At 65.1% G+C, this 17,398-nt stretch carries 16 protein-coding genes; 7 read left to right on the top strand and 9 right to left on the bottom strand.

The annotated features are described in order from the left end of the window. Window positions 1-121: 121 nt before the first annotated feature. From P6U29_RS09680 to P6U29_RS09670, 3 genes are all read left to right on the top strand, one after another. A complete protein-coding gene (locus P6U29_RS09680) occupies window positions 122-2,185 on the top strand; it encodes a hypothetical protein (protein ID WP_407117384.1) in 2,064 nt (687 codons plus the stop codon). A gap of 377 nt (window positions 2,186-2,562) precedes the next feature. Next, on the top strand, window positions 2,563-2,991 hold the full coding sequence (locus tag P6U29_RS09675) for a DUF2946 domain-containing protein (protein ID WP_407117383.1): 429 nt from the start codon (window positions 2,563-2,565) through the stop codon (window positions 2,989-2,991). A gap of 148 nt (window positions 2,992-3,139) precedes the next feature. After that, window positions 3,140-5,509, top strand: a complete 2,370-nt coding sequence (locus P6U29_RS09670; protein WP_407117382.1) for a TonB-dependent receptor — start codon at window positions 3,140-3,142, stop codon at window positions 5,507-5,509. Window positions 5,510-5,746: 237 nt separating this feature from the next. Here P6U29_RS09670 and P6U29_RS09665 read toward each other — a convergent pair whose 3' ends face one another. The 4 genes from P6U29_RS09665 to P6U29_RS09650 form a co-directional block, all read right to left on the bottom strand. Continuing rightward, complete coding sequence (locus P6U29_RS09665) at window positions 5,747-6,262, bottom strand: GNAT family N-acetyltransferase (protein ID WP_407117381.1); 516 nt, start codon at window positions 6,260-6,262, stop codon at window positions 5,747-5,749. Between the two features lie 56 nt (window positions 6,263-6,318). After that, window positions 6,319-7,254 carry a glycosyltransferase family 2 protein gene (locus tag P6U29_RS09660; RefSeq protein WP_407117380.1) on the bottom strand — a complete coding sequence of 312 codons (936 nt, stop codon included), beginning with the start codon at window positions 7,252-7,254 and terminating at the stop codon, window positions 6,319-6,321. Then, window positions 7,251-8,402 (bottom strand): hypothetical protein, encoded by a 1,152-nt coding sequence (locus tag P6U29_RS09655; protein WP_407117379.1) that lies wholly within the window; start codon window positions 8,400-8,402, stop codon window positions 7,251-7,253. The genes P6U29_RS09660 and P6U29_RS09655 overlap by 4 nt, the downstream gene beginning before the upstream one ends. 237 nt (window positions 8,403-8,639) lie before the next feature. Beyond that, complete coding sequence (locus tag P6U29_RS09650; RefSeq protein WP_407117378.1) at window positions 8,640-9,131, bottom strand: NUDIX domain-containing protein; 492 nt, start codon at window positions 9,129-9,131, stop codon at window positions 8,640-8,642. Window positions 9,132-9,223: 92 nt separating this feature from the next. On the opposite strand from P6U29_RS09650, the gene P6U29_RS09645 reads away from it, so the two are divergent. Next, window positions 9,224-10,108 carry a metallophosphoesterase family protein gene (locus P6U29_RS09645; protein WP_407117377.1) on the top strand — a complete coding sequence of 295 codons (885 nt, stop codon included), beginning with the start codon at window positions 9,224-9,226 and terminating at the stop codon, window positions 10,106-10,108. A 99-nt stretch (window positions 10,109-10,207) separates the two neighbouring features. On the opposite strand, the gene P6U29_RS09640 is transcribed toward P6U29_RS09645, so the two are convergent. The 3 genes from P6U29_RS09640 to P6U29_RS09630 all read right to left on the bottom strand — a co-directional run bounded on the left by P6U29_RS09640 (window position 10,208) and on the right by P6U29_RS09630 (window position 12,833). Beyond that, window positions 10,208-10,762: a hypothetical protein gene (locus tag P6U29_RS09640; RefSeq protein WP_407117376.1), complete on the bottom strand. Its 555-nt coding sequence runs from the start codon at window positions 10,760-10,762 to the stop codon at window positions 10,208-10,210. A gap of 194 nt (window positions 10,763-10,956) precedes the next feature. After that, window positions 10,957-11,169, bottom strand: coding sequence for a hypothetical protein (locus P6U29_RS09635; RefSeq protein ID WP_024341447.1), 213 nt, complete (start codon window positions 11,167-11,169; stop codon window positions 10,957-10,959). Window positions 11,170-11,201: 32 nt separating this feature from the next. Then, window positions 11,202-12,833: an isocitrate lyase gene (locus tag P6U29_RS09630; RefSeq protein WP_407117375.1), complete on the bottom strand. Its 1,632-nt coding sequence runs from the start codon at window positions 12,831-12,833 to the stop codon at window positions 11,202-11,204. Window positions 12,834-13,058: 225 nt separating this feature from the next. On the opposite strand from P6U29_RS09630, the gene P6U29_RS09625 reads away from it, so the two are divergent. Further along, on the top strand, window positions 13,059-14,504 hold the full coding sequence (locus P6U29_RS09625; RefSeq protein ID WP_407117374.1) for a short-chain fatty acyl-CoA regulator family protein: 1,446 nt from the start codon (window positions 13,059-13,061) through the stop codon (window positions 14,502-14,504). A gap of 182 nt (window positions 14,505-14,686) precedes the next feature. Here P6U29_RS09625 and P6U29_RS09620 read toward each other — a convergent pair whose 3' ends face one another. After that, on the bottom strand, window positions 14,687-14,980 hold the full coding sequence (locus P6U29_RS09620; protein WP_045005289.1) for an antibiotic biosynthesis monooxygenase: 294 nt from the start codon (window positions 14,978-14,980) through the stop codon (window positions 14,687-14,689). Window positions 14,981-15,207: 227 nt separating this feature from the next. Here P6U29_RS09620 and P6U29_RS09615 point away from each other — a divergent pair, with 227 nt between their 5' ends. Both P6U29_RS09615 and P6U29_RS09610 read left to right on the top strand, forming a co-directional pair. Then, window positions 15,208-16,008 (top strand): hypothetical protein, encoded by an 801-nt coding sequence (locus tag P6U29_RS09615; protein WP_407117373.1) that lies wholly within the window; start codon window positions 15,208-15,210, stop codon window positions 16,006-16,008. Between the two features lie 164 nt (window positions 16,009-16,172). After that, the gene (locus P6U29_RS09610; protein WP_407117372.1) at window positions 16,173-16,526 is read left to right on the top strand and encodes a hypothetical protein; all 354 of its coding nucleotides are present in this window, start codon (window positions 16,173-16,175) and stop codon (window positions 16,524-16,526) included. 229 nt (window positions 16,527-16,755) lie between these two features. On the opposite strand, the gene P6U29_RS09605 is transcribed toward P6U29_RS09610, so the two are convergent. Continuing rightward, window positions 16,756-17,379, bottom strand: a complete 624-nt coding sequence (locus P6U29_RS09605) for a tetratricopeptide repeat protein (RefSeq protein WP_407117371.1) — start codon at window positions 17,377-17,379, stop codon at window positions 16,756-16,758. Window positions 17,380-17,398 lie beyond the last annotated feature (19 nt).

The following is a 17,398-nucleotide window of genomic DNA, read 5'->3' as shown; positions in this document are numbered from 1 at the left end:
ATCGTCATTCCGGGATGGTCCGAAGGACCAGACCTCCGAGCGCAATTGCGCTTCGGGGAATCTCGAGATTCCGGATTCGGTCCTACGGACCGCTCCGGAATGACGTTGATAGGTCTATCTGATGAATTACGGCATCGCATTCACGCCGCTCGTTCCCGCGATCGTCCTGTGGCTCGCGCTGGCCGCGATCGTCGTCATCGCGCTTCTGCTGCTGGTGGCGCGTGCGCGCGGCGCTGCGGTGCGCGTGGCCGCGCTGGCGCTGTTCCTGCTTGCGCTCGCCAATCCCTCCTTCACACGTGAAGACCGCGATCCGCTCACCTCGGTCGCCGCAATCGTCGTCGACAAGAGCCCGAGCCAGAATTTCGGCAACCGCAATCGCGAGGCCGCAGCTGCGCAGGAAGCGCTGGTCGACAGCCTGAAGAAGATCAAGGGTCTCGAGGTGCGCGTCGTCGACGCCGGACAGGCCGACGGCGAGACCGACGGCACCAAACTGTTCGGCGCGCTCGCCTCGGCTTTGTCGGACGTGCCGGTCGACCGCGTCGCCGGCGCGTTCCTGATCACCGACGGCCGCGTCCACGACATTCCCGCGAACGTCGCCGCGCTCGGTTTCCAGGCGCCGGTGCACGCGCTGATCACCGGGCAGAAGGACGAGCGCGACCGCCGCATCGCGATCACGGCGGCGCCACGCTTCGGCATCGTCGGGCAGACCCAGACCGTCAGCTACCGCCTCGACGACCAGGGCGTCACGAGCGAGCGCGCCAAGGTCACGGTCCGCAGGGACGGCGAGGTCATCAACGAGCGCACGCTCTCGAGCGGCCAGGCCGCCAGCGTCGACGTCGACATCAAGCACGCCGGCCCGAACATCGTCGAGATCGAGGCCTCGCCGCTCGAACGCGAATTGACACCGGTGAACAACCGCGCCGTGGTCGCCATCGATGGCGTGCGCGACAAGCTGCGCGTGCTCCTGGTCTCGGGCGAGCCGCATTCCGGCGAGCGCACCTGGCGCAATCTGCTCAAATCCGACGCCAGCGTCGACCTCGTGCACTTCACCATCCTGCGTCCGCCGGAGAAGCAGGACGGCACGCCGATCAACGAATTGTCGCTGATCGCGTTTCCGACGCGCGAATTGTTTCAGCAGAAGATCAACGAATTCCAGCTGATCATCTTCGACCGCTACGCCCGCCAGGGCGTGCTGCCGACCGCCTATTTCGACAACATCGCGCGCTATGTGCGCGCGGGCGGCGCGGTGCTGGTCTCGGCAGGTCCCGATTACGCCTCCAACACCAGCATCTGGCGCACGCCACTGGATTCGGTGCTGCCGGCCGAGCCGGTCGGCGTGACCGAGAAGCCGTTCTATGCGCATCTGTCGGACATCGGCAAACGCCATCCCGTCACGCGTGGCCTCGAGGGCTCCGCCAGCGAGCCGCCGCGCTGGAGCCGCTTCTTCCGCACCGTCGATACCCGCAATGCCGTCAACCCGCCGGTCATGACCGGTGTCGACGGCAAGCCGCTGCTGTTCCTGTCGCGCTTCGGCGAGGGCCGCGTCGCGCTCTTGCTCTCCGATCACATCTGGCTGTGGGCGCGCGGCTATGAGGGCGGAGGGCCGCATCTCGACCTGCTCAGACGGATGTCGCACTGGCTGATGAAGCAGCCCGATCTCGATGAAGAGGCGCTGCGCCTCCAGGTGCAGGGCAAGGATCTCGTCGTGGTGCGCCAGACCATGTCGGACAGCGTCCAGCCGGTGAGCGTGACCTCGCCGTCGGGCGTGTCGCACGATTTGACCCTGAGCCCCGGCGATCCCGGCGAGTGGCGTGCCAGCCTGCCGGCGAACGAGCTCGGCCTGTGGCAGGCCACCGACGGCACGCTGAAGGCGCTGATCAATGTCGGCCCGACCAATCCGAAGGAGTTTTCGGAGGTCACCTCCACCGTCGATACCTTGAAGCCGCTGACACAGGCAACGGGCGGCAACGCCGTGCGCGTGGCCAGTGGCTCCAGCGTCGAGCTGCCGCGCATCCTGCCGGTGCGTTCGACCAGCGTCTTTGCCGGCGACGGCTGGATGGGCGTGCGGATGCGCGACGCCAGCATCGTGAAGGGCGTGGGCGTGCTGCCGATCTTTGCCGGCCTGATCGGCCTTCTGCTGCTACTCGGCGCCTTCGCCGCGACCTGGGTCCGCGAGGGGCGGTGAACTCCTGAAGCGCAATGGATGGTCGGTCGGCAGTGGCTCACCTCTCCCCAACGGAGAGAGGTCCGATTGCTATGGCGCGCAATTGCGCGCCTGAGCAATCCGGGTGAGGGGCCGCAGCGCACCGTGAGACCGCAAGCCCTCACCCGGCTCGCATCTTCGATGCGATCCGACCTCTCCCTACGGGAGAGGTGAACCCTCGGCTCACATCGGTTCAGCCAATCTCATCTCACTCTAGTTGCCCGAACGACACATCGGATCGGCGGCCTGCATGCGCCGATCCGCTCGCGGTTGACATCCGCAGACCGTTCGGGCGATGTTACACTATAACATCGTGGCGTCCTGGGATTGACGCCTTGGTGTGGGGGTGGCGTTTCCAGATGAAGTGGTTCCGGTCGAATATCAGGCACGGCGCCCGGCTCGCGTTGTTCGCGATGCTGGTGCAGTTCGCGCTGACATTCGGCCACAGCCATTGGTTCGCCCAGGCCGCACCCCTCGCCCAATCCTCGTTGCAGCAGACCGACGGCGCCAAGGACAGTGCCAGGGATAGTGCCAAGCGCGTTCCGGCGATCGACCGCGCCGCGGTCCAGAAGCAATCGCCCGCCGGCCCCGACCGCGAGCATTCGGGCGAGGACAATTGCGCTATCTGCGCCATCATTGCGATGGCAGGCACCGTCGTATCGGCGGCGCCGCCCGTTCTGCTGCTGCCGCAGGCGATCGAGCTGCTCCACCTCACCACCGATGCGGAATTTCTCCATCTGAAATCGGCCGGGAGGGCGTTCCAGCCCCGCGCTCCTCCCGCGTCCTGACCTCCAACGCGCTTGATCACGCCCAGCCTCGCCGGACGCCGGCGAATGAATGGGAGAAGTTGAAGTCGAATTCCGTCGCGCCGCGACGGCAGGCCGCCTCCGATCAGCAGACCCATCATCCGGACGGCGCCTGACTGGAATCAGGACCATGTCATTTCAATTGCGACGCGCGCAGCGCCTTGGCGGAGCCAGCCTGCTCCTTCTCGGCGCCGCCGCTACATCTGCGCTTGCCCAAGACACGGCGCAAGACAAGTCGTCGACCGAGATCCCCGCCGTTACCGTAACCGCTCCAAGCCCCATCGTGCGCAGAGCGGTGGTGCCGTCGCGCAACGTGGGCCGCGGCACGCGGACCGCGCGCGTGCGCAGCCGCCAACAGACGGCGGAAGCGGCGCCGGCAGCGCCCGTGCCCGCCGCGCCTCAGCAGGGCGTGCTGCCTGTCGTGACCAACCAGTTCGCCACCGTCACCGTGGTGCCGAACGAGGAGATACGCCGGGAGGGCGGCGGTCAGCTCGGCGATCTCCTGTTCTCCAAGCCCGGCATCACTGGATCGAGCTTCGCGCCGGGCGCATCCAGCCGGCCGATCATCAGGGGTCTCGACGTCAACCGCGTCGGCATCGTCGAGAACGGCACCAATGGCGGAGGCGCCTCCGACCTCGGCGAGGATCATTTCGTCCCGATCGATCCGCTCGCGACCAACCAGGTCGAAGTGGTGCGCGGGCCGGCGGCACTGCGCTACGGCTCGACCTCGATCGGCGGCGTGGTCAGCGCCACCAACAACCGAATTCCGGATGCGCTGCCCTCCTGCGCGCCGTCGTTCCAGACCTACGGTCTGCCGACCAAGGCGCCGCTCGCGAGCGCCACGACTTCGCCTTGCGTCACCGCCGAGACACGCACCGCGTTCAGCTCGGTCGATCGCGGCGTCGAAAGCGGCGTGCTGCTCGATACTGGCGGCGGCAATTTTGCCTTCCATGCCGACGCCTATGGCCGGACGACTTCGGACTATTCCATCCCGAGCTACCCCTACCTGACCGACCAGTCGCGACCTGTGAACGGTCGCCAGCCGAATTCGGCAACGCGCTCGGACGGCGCCTCGATCGGCGGCTCCTACTTCTTCCAGGGCGGCTATATCGGCGCATCGATCACCCAGAACGACTCGCTCTACCACATCCCCGGCATCGACGGCGCCGACCACAAGACGCGGATCGACGGCCACCAGACCAAGATCAACGTCAAGGGCGAGTACCATCCTGATGCTGCCGCGATCGACGCGATCCGCTTCTGGGCCGGCGCGACCGACTACCGCCACAATGAGATCGGCCTTGCCGATCCCGCCGACCTCAACAGCGACGGCATTAGGCAGACCTTCACCAACAAGGAGCAGGAGATCCGCACCGAGGTGCAGCTGATGCCGTTCAACGCGCGCTTCGCCGAGGTGACGACGGCGCTCGGCTTCCAGGTGGGACATCAGGAATTGAGCGCGCCGAGCCCGGACAATCCCGGCACGCTGTTCAACGGCTTGTGGGACCCGAACAACAGCACGCGCGTTGCTGCTTACGCCTTCAACGAGTTCAAGTTCAGCGAGCAGACGCGGGCGCAGATCGCCGGCCGCATCGAGCATGTCGAGCTGCACGGCACGACGCCGGACTTCCCCGCGGATTATCTGCCCGACGGCACGCCGCAGGCGGCGATCGCGCGCAATCCGTCCTTCACGCCGAAGAGCGGCAGCATCGGCCTGTTGCAGGACCTGCCGGGCGGCATGGTCGGCAGCATCACCGCGCAATATGTCGAGCGCGCGCCCAAGGCGGCCGAGCTGTTTTCCCGCGGCGGCCATGACGCGACGGCGACGTTCGACATCGGCAATCCGAACCTCACGATCGAGACCGCAAAATCGGTCGAGCTCGGGGTACGCAGGGCGACGGGGCCGTTCCGCTTCGAGGCGACCGTCTACTACACGCATTTCGACAATTTCATTTTTCGCCGGCTTACCGGGGTGATGTGCGACGATGACTTTGCCTCCTGCGGTGCGCCCGATGGCGAGCTGAACCAGGCGGTCTACTCGCAACGGAATGCGAACTTCCGCGGCGGTGAATTCCAGTCGCAGCTCGACGTCGGCGCGTTCCAGGGCGGCATCTGGGGCATCGAGAACCAGCTCGACTTCGTCCGCGCCACCTTCAGCGACGGCACCAACGTGCCGCGAATTCCGCCCATGCGCATGGGCGGCGGCCTGTTCTGGCGCGACGACAACTGGCTGATGCGGATCAACCTGTTGCACGCCTTCGCGCAGAACAACGTGGCCGTGATCGCGGAGATGCCGACGGCCGGCTACAATTTGTTGCGGGCCGAGGTCAGCTACAAGACCAAGCTCAATCCGAATCCGTTCGGCGCGCGCGAGATGCTGGTCGGCCTCGTCGGCAACAATCTCCTCAACGAGAACATCCGCAACTCGGTGTCCTACACCAAGGACGAGGTGCTGATGCCCGGCATCGGCGTCAGGGCGTTCGCGAACTTCAAGTTCTGAGCGTCGCTCGACACACCGTCATTGCGAGGAGCTCTTGCGAGGAAGCAATCCAGACCGCCTCTGCGGAACGATTCTGGATTGCTTCGCTGCGCTCGCAATGACGGAGGATGAGGCGCCGCCGTGCTTCCAATCCACGGCCTGATAGCCCGGATGAGCGAAGCGATATCCGGGGCAGTGCATCTGTAGCAACAGGTTTCCCGGATGTCGCTTCGCTCATCCGGGCTACGGACTTAGCAGCTAGCCCCGCGCCTTGCTCCAGTCGGGGCCGACCGGGCCAGACACGCCCTCGAAGGCGCCGTCGACGAGCTCGAATACGAGGATGCGGGCGGCGTCGACGGGGCCTGGCATGATGACGCGGCCCTTGGGGACCGGCTTGAATCCGACGCGGCTGTAATAGGGTTCGTCGCCGACCAGCAGCACGAGGCGATGACCTTTTTCCCTGGCGTCCTTCAGCGCGCGCTCCATCAACAGACGGCCAATGCCGCGGTCGCGGAACGGCGGCTCGACGGTGAGCGGCCCGAGCAGCAGCGCGGGCGTGTCGCCGATCAGGATCGGCAATTGCCTGACCGAGCCGACCAGCAGCGTGCCGATGCGGGCGGTGAAGGACACTTCGAGCAGATGGTCGACGTGCTCGCGAATCCGGTAGGCGCTCAGCACGAAGCGGCCGGGACCGAAAGTACGTTCGTGCAGCCGCTCGATCGCCTGGGCGTCGCCGGCGGCTTCGGGAAGGATGGTCAGTGAGAGATCGTTCATGTCGATTTGCGGGATAGCACCTGAACGGACCGCGGTCCATCGGGCAGCGAGGGCGCTCAGTTCCTTTTCAACGCCGGCTGGGACAGGTAGGCCAGCATCTTCATCTCCCGCCGCCCTCGCGTGACCGTGTCGAGCACGAGCCCCGACGACGCCGACAGCAGGGCCATGATCATCAAGCCCATCGACAGCACGGCGGTCGGCAGGCGCGGCACGAGGCCGGTTTCGATGAAGGTGATCACGATCGGGATCGCAAGGATCACCGAGGCCAGCGCCAGCAGGATTCCGATCACCGTGAAGAAGCGCAACGGCCGCTCCGAACGGTAAAGCTTCAGCATGGTGCCGAGGATGCGAAATCCGTCACGCCAGGTATTGAGCTTCGAGAACGAGCCTTCAGGGCGCGCGTAATAGGGCGTCTCGATCTCGGCGACCGGCAGCGACAATTCCAGCGCATAGACCGCGAGCTCGGTCTCGATCTCGAAACCGTCGGAGAGGACGGGAAAGGATTTGACGAAGCGGCGTGAGAACACCCGATAGCCGGACAGGATATCCTTGAAAGCGTGGCCGAAGGTCGAGGACAGAAAGCTGGTCAACATGCGGTTGCCGGTGCGATGGCCGAGTCGGTAAGCGGCCTGGACCTGATCGACGCGAAGGCCGACCACCATGTCGAGATGATCGTCAAGCAGCCTGTCGATCATGCGCGGCGCGCTCGGCGCATCGTAGGTCGCATCGCCGTCGACCAGCACATAGACGTCGGCCTCGATGTCCGCGAACATGCGGCGCACGACGTGCCCCTTGCCCTGCCGGCGCTCGCTGCGCACGATTGCGCCGGCTTCGCGCGCGACCGCCGCGGTACGGTCGCGCGAATTGTTGTCGTAGACGTAAATCTCGGCCGAGGGCAGCGACTTGCGGAAATCGGTAACGACGGTCGCGACCGCCGCCTCCTCGTTGTAGCAGGGCACCAGCACGGCGATGCGAAGTTGCGTTGAGGTCATCGCGACGGCACTCCGAGGCTTGTCGGCTCGCGCCCGAGCGGCGCAGCCTGCCGTGCCTGTTCCGGATGCATCAGCCAGGCGAAAGAGGTGCTCCACAGGGAGAGCATCGCGATCGGCACGATGTAATAGGGCGTGAAGATCGGATGGCTCAGGAAGAAGCCGAGATTGACGATGAGATTGCCGGCGACGACGAGGGCCACCTGCCGCACGCTCCCCTCGCCCACCCGCAACAGCCAGGCCGTGGAGCCGATCGCCAGCACGATCAGCACGAATTGCATGTCGCGCAGATACTGGCCGAGCACGGCAAAATCGAAGCCCGGCGCAACCACGTCGGCGCTGCCATAGGTCGTGGCCAGCGGGCTGCCGGCATTGACGGCCTGGGCGAGCAAGGTCGGAGCCATGCCGACGAGGACAGCGGCGGCGAAGCCGAGCCCCTGCGCGAAGGCTGACAGCGTCCGCATCCGCAGGAACGCGAGGGCCAGATAGATGACATAGCCGGCCGCGAGCAGCGCATTCGGCAATCTGAAATTGACCGACATCCCAAGCAGGAGGCCAATCAGCGCAATCAGCAGCACGCTGCGTTTATCCCTGGTCAGCCACAACGCCGTCAGGAAGCCCGCGACCGCGCACACCGCCATGGTTGGCGCCACCGAATAGCTCGCCTTCGCCGGGTTGATCATGAGATAGACGGCAAGCGCGCCGAACAGGCCGGCACCGACGAGCGAGGGCAGCGTGCGTGCCATGGCAATGCCTGACAGCGCAAGGCCGCAGACGATCAGGCTCGCGGCAATGTAGAGCGGCACCACCTGGTGGCCTTCCGGAAACAGCGCCAGCAGGAATCCGGTGCCCGGCGGATATTGCATCACGACCTTGCCGTTCGGCATCGGGTTGTGGCACGGCCAGCGGATCGGGTCCTGCCATTCGGCAAACGCGATCTGCTTCAGCTTGCCTTCGAAATAATGGTCGTAGTCCAGGTGAGCATTGGTGTTGAGCCCACCGATGCCGAGGCGCTGGAACAGGTGCGCCTGCCTGAGATAGCAGATGTCGTCATAGACCCCGCGCGCCTCGCTCCAGCGCGACATCGTGACGACGTTGCTGGCGAGGATCGCGAGGCAGATCAGGCCGAAGGCGATTTTGGCAATCTTCATCCAGTATCCGAAGGGCCTTTGGAGCGCGTTACTTGAGCCGCGGACTCAAGCCACCTCTCCCCGGCGGGGAGAGGTCGGATTGCGCAGCAATCCGGGTGAGGGGCCGCAGCATACAGAAAGACTGTAACCCCTCACCCGGATCGCATAAATGCGATCCGACCTCTCCCTACGGGAGAGGTGCCTTGAATTCCTGGCTCGCATCGAGTGAACCAAATCTCGCTTTAGCACGGGCCGCCCTCAGCGCCACGTCGCAATCAGGGGCTTGCCGTCCAGCACTTCCGCGATCCGCCGCCGCGTGCCGGGCGTGGTGCCCTCGGGCAGCGCGGTGATGGCGAAGAAGCCGCATTCGACGATCTCGCGGTTGGGCTCGGGCGGGCGATCCTGCCTGAACTGCCTGACCACGTAGACCGCGACGTGGTCGCGGCGGGAGACGTGGCTGTTGAGGAAGATGCCGTGCAGGACCGCCGCGCCGGTGAGGTCGATATCGCCCTCCTCCTTGAGCTCACGCCGTAGCGCCTCTTCCATGGCCTCGCCGAGATCGACGCCGCCGCCCGGCAGATACCAGCCGCTGACGTAGCTGTGCCTGACCAGGAACACGCGATCGTCGGGATCCAGCACCACGGCGCGGACGCCGAGCGTCATGCCGCGGACGAGCAGGAAATAGACGTGGAAGATCCGCCGCAGCAAGGGCTCGAATTTCCGTCGCATCCAATTCAGATGTTCTCCCATCAAGCTTCCTTGCCGCCCCGTTTCAGTCCCTGCTTGCGCGTTCGTCGCGACCTTGCCATTACAGCGGAGCAATAGCGAGGCAATCGCGCGCCATGGCCCCCTTCACGCTCGCCCATCTGTCCGACCCGCATCTAGCGCCTTTGCCGAAGCCGCGGCTGATCGAACTCGCCAGCAAGCGCGCGCTCGGCTATGTCAATTGGACGCGCAACCGCCACAAGTACCAGCGCCGCGAGGTTCTCGACGCGCTCGTCGCCGACATGAAGGCGCAGGCGCCCGACCACATCGCGGTGACCGGCGATCTCGTCAACCTCGCGCTGGAGGCGGAATTCGCGCCGGCCCTGGCCTGGCTCGAGAGCGTCGGCCCGCCTGACCGCGTCACCGCGATTCCCGGCAATCACGACGCCTATGTCAGCGCGACGCGTCATCGCTTCGGCGAAACGTTCCTGCACTACATCGCCGCGGACACACCCGGCGCCGCGGCCTTCCCCGCGGTGCGCCGGCGTGGACCGCTCGCGCTGATCAGCCTGTCCACGGCGGTGCCCACCCTGCCGCTGATGGCGACGGGCACGCTCGGTCCCGATCAGCTCGCCTCGCTCGCAGACGTCCTCGAACGGCTCGCGGCGGAGGACGTCTTCCGCGTGCTGCTGGTGCATCATCCGCTGAAGTCCAGCGCACGCCAGAAGCGGATGACGGACGCGCCGGAACTGCTCGCGCTCCTGAAGCGTCACGGCGTCGAGCTGGTGCTGCACGGGCACGACCATATTCATTCGACGATGTGGTTCGAGGGTCCCAACGGCAATATTCCAGCGCTCGGCGTGCCCTCGGCCTCTGCACTTGCGCACGGACGCTATCCGGCGGCGGCGTATAATCTGTTCAGAATCGAGAAGGACAACGCCGGCTGGCGCTGCGAGCAGACGGTGCGGAGCCTCGGGGCTGGATTCCAGATCGGGCAGATCAAGCATACAAGGTTGATGTAGTTCTCCGTCATTGCGAGCGAAGCGAAGCAATCCAGAATCCTCCGCGGAAACATCTCTGGATTGCTTCGCTTCGCTCGCAATGACGGCGGAGAGAGAGATTCACCAGCTCCGCAAGGCCGCAACCAGGGCGACCCCGAACAAGGCGGCAGCGCCGAGCACGAAGCCGAACACGAATGGCCAGAAGCGCGAGCGGCGCGGCGGCTCGGTTGAGGGCGCTTGCGGTGCGGGCGGGACTACCATCGCACGCTCGCGCTCGACCATGCGGCGCGCGACATAGTTGGTGACGGCATCGACGATCACAGCGGTGTCGTGCGATTCGGCAAGCACGATGCGGCCGAAGCGGGTGTCCTGGACGAAGCGGTACATCCGCTTGTCGCGCCCCATCACGATATGGGCGACGACATCGATCCAGAGTCTCGGTATATCGCCCTGGCTGATGCCGCGATCGAACAGGTCGACCTTATCAGGCACCTGCGCGAACAGGGGATCGAGCGCATCGTTCAGGATCTCGAGCCGCGCCACCTCGGCGTCCCTGAGATCCACGACGACGCCGGTCCGGTCGGCGGCCTCGATCCGCGCGCGCAGCAGCGCATCGCGCAGCCGCACCGGGCGCGGCTGGCCGGGATGGGTCCCGCTGGTCTCGGGCTCTGACATTGTCGGCCTCGTCCTCGACTTTCCGTCATTAACCTATCAGCAACCACACCCTCCGCAAAGGCCCACAATTCCAGATACTTACGGCGCCCACAGCCGTTTACCTGTGCTAAAAACAGACGATCCCACCCAGGCTAAGCCTGGATGGGACCATCCGTCCTTGGACGTCTTCTTAGGTAAGCTCGGCGGCCGCCTGATCAGGCCGCCGGGGCGCGCTGCGGCTCTTCCACGATCGAGAAGCGGACGCCGGCCTTGTGGCGGCTCTCTTCCGAGACCTCGCGCCAGCAGTCCTCGGCTTCCTTGCGGGTCTTGAAGGGACCTTTGACCTGGGCCGAGCCTTCCACGAGCTTGTGGAAGTTCATCGAACCGAACTCGCCGCCGATCACCCAGAAATTGCTGCCTTTGGTCATTGTCAGTCTCCTGTCGAGAGTAGCGTGGTTCGTTAGCCGAACTGGTTCATGGTGTTGTGGACGCCGCCGGCCTTCAGGGCAGCTTCACCTGCGAAGTACTCCTTGTGGTCGTCGCCGATATCGGAGCCGGCCATGTTCTGGTGCTTCACGCAGGCGATGCCCTGACGGATCTCGGCGCGCTGGACGTTCTTGACGTAGCCCAGCATGCCCTGCTCGCCGAAATATTCGCGGGCGAGATTGTCAGTGGACAGCGCCGCCGTGTGGTAGGTCGGCAACGTGATCAGGTGGTGGAAGATGCCGGCACGCTTGGCCGAATCCGCCTGGAAGGTGCGGATGCGCTCGTCAGCTTCCTGCGCCAGCGGCGTTTCGTCGTACTCTGCCTTCATCAGCTCGGCACGGTTGTACCTGCTGACGTCCTTGCCGGCTTCCTTCCAGGCGTCATAGACCTGCCAACGGAAGTTGAGCGTCCAGTTGAACGACGGCGAGTTGTTGTAGGCGAGCTTCGCGTTCGGCACCACCTTGCGGATGCGGTCGACCATGCTGGCGATCTGCTCGATATGCGGCTTCTCGGTCTCGATCCAGAGCAGGTCGGCGCCGTTCTGGAGCGAGGTGATGCAATCGAGCACGCAGCGGTCTGCACCGGTGCCGGGGCGGAATTGGTAGAGGTTGGAGGGCAGCCGCTTCGGACGCATCATCTTGCCGTTGCGGTTGATGATGACGTCGCCGTTGCGGGCGTTCTCCGGCGTCACCTCCTCGCAATCGAGGAAGCTGTTGTACTGGTCGCCGATGTCGCCGGGCTTGTGGCTGACGGCGATCTGCTGCGTCAGGCCGGCGCCGAGCGAGTCGGTGCGGGTCACGACGATGCCGTCTTCGACGCCGAGCTCGAGGAAGGCGTGGCGGCAGGCGCGGATCTTCGCCAGGAAGACCTCATGCGGCACGGTGACCTTGCCGTCCTGGTGGCCGCACTGCTTCTCGTCCGAGACCTGGTTCTCGATCTGCAGCGCGCAGGCGCCCGCTTCGATCATCTTCTTGGCAAGCAGATAGGTCGCCTCGGCGTTGCCGAAGCCGGCATCGATGTCGGCGATGACGGGCACGACATGGGTCTGGAAGTTGTCGATCTTCTCGATCAGCTCCTTCTCGCGGATCTTGTCGCCTTCATTGCGCGCCTTGTCGAGCGCGCGGAAGATGTCGTTGAGCTCGCGCGAGTCCGCCTGACGCAGGAAGGTGTAGAGCTCCTCGATCAGCGCCGGCACCGAGGTCTTCTCGTGCATCGACTGGTCGGGCAGCGGACCGAACTCGGAGCGCAGCGCCGCGATCATCCAGCCCGAGAGATAGAGGTAGGTGCGATCGGTCTTGCCGAAGTGCTTCTTGACCGAGATCAGCTTCTGCTGGGCGATGAAGCCGTGCCAGCAGCCCAGCGACTGCGTGTACTTGGTGGGGTCGTTGTCATAGGCGGCCATGTCGGCCCGCATCAATGCCGCGGTGTAGCGGGCGACGTCGAGGCCGGTCTTGAACCGGTTCTGCAGGCGCATGCGTGCGACGGCCTCGGCCGTCACCCCGTTCCAGGTCGGCTTGGTCTCGAGAAGCGCCTGGGCCGCCTCGATCTCGCTCTGATACGAGGCCGGGCGCTGGAGCGCGTTGATGCCGCGGGGCTGGTAATTCATGTGCCGGATCCTTTTCGCTGACGATGGCTTGCCATCGACATTCTTGACAGTGCATTGCGATATGCGTGTCAGGAGCTAAACGCGAAAACAGAAACTTCGTATAGAGGCCTTGCCTTTTATTGGTGATGTCATGTAACATCAGGACATGTAATGCATGTTATTTTGTAAATTCTGTAAAATTTAGGTCAGTAGGGTCGACCCTCGATGAGTCTGGAGATCTGAGAAATGCCCGCCGATTCCGGCAAGAAACTCTTCGTCGGCCCGCGCTTCCGGCGGATCCGGCAGCAATTGGGGCTGTCGCAGACCCAGATCGCCGAGGGGCTCGGGATCTCGCCGAGCTATGTCAACCTGATCGAGCGCAACCAGCGCCCGGTCACGGCGCAGATCCTGCTGCGGCTGGCCGAGACCTATGACCTCGACCTGCGCGACCTCGCCACCGCCGACGAGGACCGCTTCTTCGCCGAGCTCAACGAGATCTTCTCCGATCCCCTGTTCCGCCAGATCGACGTGCCCAAGCAGGAGCTGCGCGACCTCGCCGAGCTCTGCCCCGGCGTTACCCATGCGCTGCAGCGGCTCTACGCCGCCTATACCGAGGCCCGTCAGGGCGAGACGCTGGCCGCTGCGCAAATGGCCGACCGCGACGTCGGCACGCGCTATGAGGCCAATCCGGTCGAGCGCGTGCGCGAGCTGATCGAGGCCAACCGTAACTATTTTCCGGAGCTGGAGCAGGCTGCGGAAAATCTGCGCGATGAACTGAACGTGCCCGCAGAAGGGCTGTACGCGGCACTGGTCGCGCGCTTGCGCGAAAAGCATTCGATCCAAACCCGCATCATGCCGGTCGATGTGATGCGCGAGACGCTCCGCCGGTTCGATCGACACCGCCGCCAGCTGCTGATCTCGGAACTGGTCGACCCGCCCGGCCGCGCGTTCCAGCTCGCCTTCCAGCTCGGGCTTGGCGAATGCGCGCAAGCCCTGGAGACCATCATCGGTCGCGCCGGCCCGCTGGACGACGCACCGCGGCGGCTGTTCCGCATCACGCTCGGCAATTACTTCGCGGCCGCCGTGATGATGCCCTACCCCGCGTTCCTCGCCGCCGCCGAAGCGCTCAACTACGACATCCACGTGCTGGCGCAGCGCTTCAATTCCGGCTTCGAGCAGGTCTGTCACCGCCTCACCACGCTGCAGCGGCCGAATGCGCGCGGCATTCCGTTCTTCCTCTTGCGTGTCGACAATGCCGGCAACGTCTCCAAGCGCTTCTCCTCCGGCACCTTCCCGTTCTCGAAATTCGGCGGCACCTGCCCACTGTGGAACGTGCACTCAACCTTCGACACGCCGGACCGCCTGCTCAAGCAGGTGATCGAGCTGCCCGACGGCACGCGTTATTTCTCGATCGCGCAGATGGTGCGCCGCCCCGTCGCGCCGCATCCGCTGCCGCAGCCGCGCTTTGCGATCGGCCTCGGTTGCGAGATCCGCCACGCCGCGCGCCTGACCTACGCCGCGGGCATGGACCTGGAGAAGACCGAGGGCACGCCGATCGGCGTCAACTGCCGCCTCTGCGAGCGCGAAAACTGCGCCCAGCGCGCCGAGCCGCCGATCACGCGCACGCTGATCCTGGACGAGACGACGAGAAGGGTATCGAGCTTCGCGTTCTCGAACGCGAGGGAGTTGTGAGGGTATTCATCTCGCGTGTCCCGGACGCGCTGCAGCGCTCTTGAGCTGCTGCGCAGGACCCAACAAGCCACGCATACCGCACTATGTGGGCCCCGGCTCTGCAGCGCACCGCCGAAGAGGCGCTTGCGCTGCGTCCGGGGCACGAGACTGCCGGTCGAGCAAACGGTCGAAGGATAACGGCTCTACGCCAGCGTATGCACGATCACCGGACCCGCCGCCGCACTCGCATGCCCTGCCAGCAGCGAGCCCAGATCCTTCTCGATCCAGGCGATCGCGCGCCTGTTCGCCTCCTCGGCCTGCTCGAACTTGTCGAAGATCGAGATCGCGGTCACCGTGTCGTCGCCGGCATAGACGACGTAATAGGCGCGGAAACCGTCGACGTCGCTGATGATCGGAACGGCACCGTCCTTGATGCGGCGCGCCAGCTCTTCCGCGCTCCCGCTTTTCGCCTTGGCCTGACGGATGGCGGCATACATGGCATCCTCCCTTCCGGCTACTGATGTGAGGGCCTGAAGCCCGGATGGATGTTACGCCGAAGTGCACCGCCAATCCACGCTTGGTTAACCCGATCCTAATCCGCCTTCGCGATCTGCAACCAAGGATTAAGCACGCCTCAACATCGGTGCCTTAGTCTCGCCGCACTCACTTTTCGCAAACAACGGCAGCCTATTGTGCCGGGTGAAGTGAGATCAGGGGGTTCATCATGCGCATTGCGTTGCTGCTGACCGCAACCATTGTCGGCGCGCTTTTCGCCAATCTATCCCATGCCGGATCGCTCGATGCCGAGGCGGCGCAGTCGCTGCCGCCGGGCTTCCAGAGCTACCGCGGCTACATGTTCGACCTGTCGGAGAACTCCGATCGCAAGGACGTCGACAAGCTCACCGACAATCTGAAGCAGCAGATCGACACCGTCGAAGCAGCCGGCCTGTCGCCGCGCGTGCTGCGCTTCTTCCGCACCGTGCCGATCATCGCGAGCGAGCTCGCCTGCCTCGACGAAGGCGCCGCAACCGCCTGCTACGGCCGCGTAGCTCCCAACGTCGAGCGCCGCGTGCCGCGGTCGCTGACGGTGTGGGACCACGACAAGCAGCGCTGGACCAATCCGAACGCCGTCGACCTCGCGGTCGATTCGGGGCTCGGCGTGATCATGCTGCGGCCGGACATGATGCGCTACGAAAAGGAGGCGGTGCTGCTGCACGAGCTCCTGCACGCCTATCACGCGCGGCTGCTGCCGGACGGCTACGCCAACAAGGGCCTGATCGCCTATTATGCCCTGGCCAAGTCCAAGGACCTGTTGCCCAAGGACTCCTATGCGATGAAGAACCCCATGGAGTTCTTCGCCGTGACCGCCAGCATCTTCCTGGCGGGAAAGAGCGAATTCCACGATCCGAAGTCGCGCGAGGCACTCAAGGAGAAGATGCCGGACTATTACAAATACCTGGTCGGCGTGTTCGGCTTCGATCCCGAGCCAGCGGCGCCGAACGGCCCGGTGGCCTCGCTGAAGTGAGGCGGAAACACCGCCACAACACACAAGAGCCGCGCAAAATGCGCGGCTTTTTTGTTTTGATGGCCGGAAGCTGCGGATGACGGGCGTCCACCAATTGCCAAGGCGGGGCCCGATCTGCATAGTCCCGCCGCATCGATATCGTTTTTCGAAGGGGATAAGAGAACATGGCGGACGCCGACCTGGATGTCGTGATCCGGCAACTGGCCAGACAGCTGCATACGGGCCTGATGACCCGCGCCAAGGAGCGGCGGGATCGCTTCAACGGCCTTGCGGCCAAGGCCAAGGGTAAGGAGACCGGCGAGCGCTTCAAGATGATGGCCAAGGCCACCATGGAGCAGGCCACCGCCGCCGCCAAGCGCCTGCAGATGTCCGCCGACAACGTCGCCGACAGCTACGCGCGATCAATGCGTCTGGCCGCCAGCACGCCGGTTGCGGTGAAGGCGGAGAAGACGGCGAAGGAGAAGCCGGCGAAGAAGGCTGCGAAGGCGAAGAAAGCCAAGGCAAAGAAGGCGAAGTAAGGCGAAGTGCCTTCATCTCTCCCGTTTGTGGCAGAGCGATCGCATATGCGGATCTAGAAGGTCGTCATGCCCGGGCTTGTCCCGGGCATCCACGTTCCTCGTGCCGCGAGGAAAGGCGTGGATGGCCGGGACAAGCCCGGGCATAACGACGTGGAAACTTCAGCGGCCCAAGCGCCGACACCATATGCGATCGCCTGCCGCTCGCGGGGAAAGGAAGAGAAACTCACCGCTACCGGGCGGGCTCGGCGCTGGCAAGCTCGGCCAGCTTGGCGCGCGCGGCCTCTCGCGCGCGGCTGTCCTTGCCGGCAGGCAGCGCCAGTGCGGCCTCGAAATCGGCGCGGGCGTCGTCGGCCTGGCCGCGGGCGAGGAACGCGAGACCGCGATCGAGACGGGCCTGCGCATCGGAGGGGTCGAGGCGTACCGCCGTGTTGTAGCTCAGGATGGCGCGATCGAGATCGCCCATGGCGGCAAGCGCGAGACCGCGCTGGTGATAGGGTGCGGCGAGCTTGGGATCATGCGCGATCGCCTCGTTGTAATCTGCAATCGCAAGCTCGAGGTCGCCGTTCTGCCGGCGCGCCAGCGCCCGGTCGCGATAGAGCGAGGCGCGGTTGGGATTGAGATGGATGGCCTCGTCGAAGTCGGCAATCGCACGCTTGAAGTCGCCGTGGCGCAGCGCGATCCGCCCGCGCCCCTCATAGGCGAAGGCGATCAGCGAGCCGCGGAGCGGCGAGAAGCCGATCACGGCCGAGCAGATGTCGGGATCGTCCTCGTCGCCGCAATTGACGACCAGGTGCGTGGACAGGCCGACGAGCACGCAAAGGACGATCAGCAATGGTACGGCAGCTCTGGTCATCTTCGACGGTGGCGGGCAG

This window comes from Bradyrhizobium sp. LMG 9283 (genome assembly GCF_045571415.1).
Taxonomy (GTDB): Bacteria; Pseudomonadota; Alphaproteobacteria; order Rhizobiales; family Xanthobacteraceae; genus Bradyrhizobium.
Note: the sequence above shows the minus strand (reverse complement) of the source record. Positions and strands in the feature narration are given on the sequence as shown.

Coding starts and splice junctions, on each gene's coding strand:
- P6U29_RS09680 (WP_407117384.1), top strand. CDS start 122: ATGAATTACGGCATCGCATTCACGCCGCTCGTTCCCGCGATCGTCCTG.
- P6U29_RS09675 (WP_407117383.1), top strand. CDS start 2,563: ATGAAGTGGTTCCGGTCGAATATCAGGCACGGCGCCCGGCTCGCGTTG.
- P6U29_RS09670 (WP_407117382.1), top strand. CDS start 3,140: ATGTCATTTCAATTGCGACGCGCGCAGCGCCTTGGCGGAGCCAGCCTG.
- P6U29_RS09665 (WP_407117381.1), bottom strand. CDS start 6,262: ATGAACGATCTCTCACTGACCATCCTTCCCGAAGCCGCCGGCGACGCC.
- P6U29_RS09660 (WP_407117380.1), bottom strand. CDS start 7,254: ATGACCTCAACGCAACTTCGCATCGCCGTGCTGGTGCCCTGCTACAAC.
- P6U29_RS09655 (WP_407117379.1), bottom strand. CDS start 8,402: ATGAAGATTGCCAAAATCGCCTTCGGCCTGATCTGCCTCGCGATCCTC.
- P6U29_RS09650 (WP_407117378.1), bottom strand. CDS start 9,131: ATGGGAGAACATCTGAATTGGATGCGACGGAAATTCGAGCCCTTGCTG.
- P6U29_RS09645 (WP_407117377.1), top strand. CDS start 9,224: ATGGCCCCCTTCACGCTCGCCCATCTGTCCGACCCGCATCTAGCGCCT.
- P6U29_RS09640 (WP_407117376.1), bottom strand. CDS start 10,762: ATGTCAGAGCCCGAGACCAGCGGGACCCATCCCGGCCAGCCGCGCCCG.
- P6U29_RS09635 (WP_024341447.1), bottom strand. CDS start 11,169: ATGACCAAAGGCAGCAATTTCTGGGTGATCGGCGGCGAGTTCGGTTCG.
- P6U29_RS09630 (WP_407117375.1), bottom strand. CDS start 12,833: ATGAATTACCAGCCCCGCGGCATCAACGCGCTCCAGCGCCCGGCCTCG.
- P6U29_RS09625 (WP_407117374.1), top strand. CDS start 13,059: ATGCCCGCCGATTCCGGCAAGAAACTCTTCGTCGGCCCGCGCTTCCGG.
- P6U29_RS09620 (WP_045005289.1), bottom strand. CDS start 14,980: ATGTATGCCGCCATCCGTCAGGCCAAGGCGAAAAGCGGGAGCGCGGAA.
- P6U29_RS09615 (WP_407117373.1), top strand. CDS start 15,208: ATGCGCATTGCGTTGCTGCTGACCGCAACCATTGTCGGCGCGCTTTTC.
- P6U29_RS09610 (WP_407117372.1), top strand. CDS start 16,173: ATGGCGGACGCCGACCTGGATGTCGTGATCCGGCAACTGGCCAGACAG.
- P6U29_RS09605 (WP_407117371.1), bottom strand. CDS start 17,379: ATGACCAGAGCTGCCGTACCATTGCTGATCGTCCTTTGCGTGCTCGTC.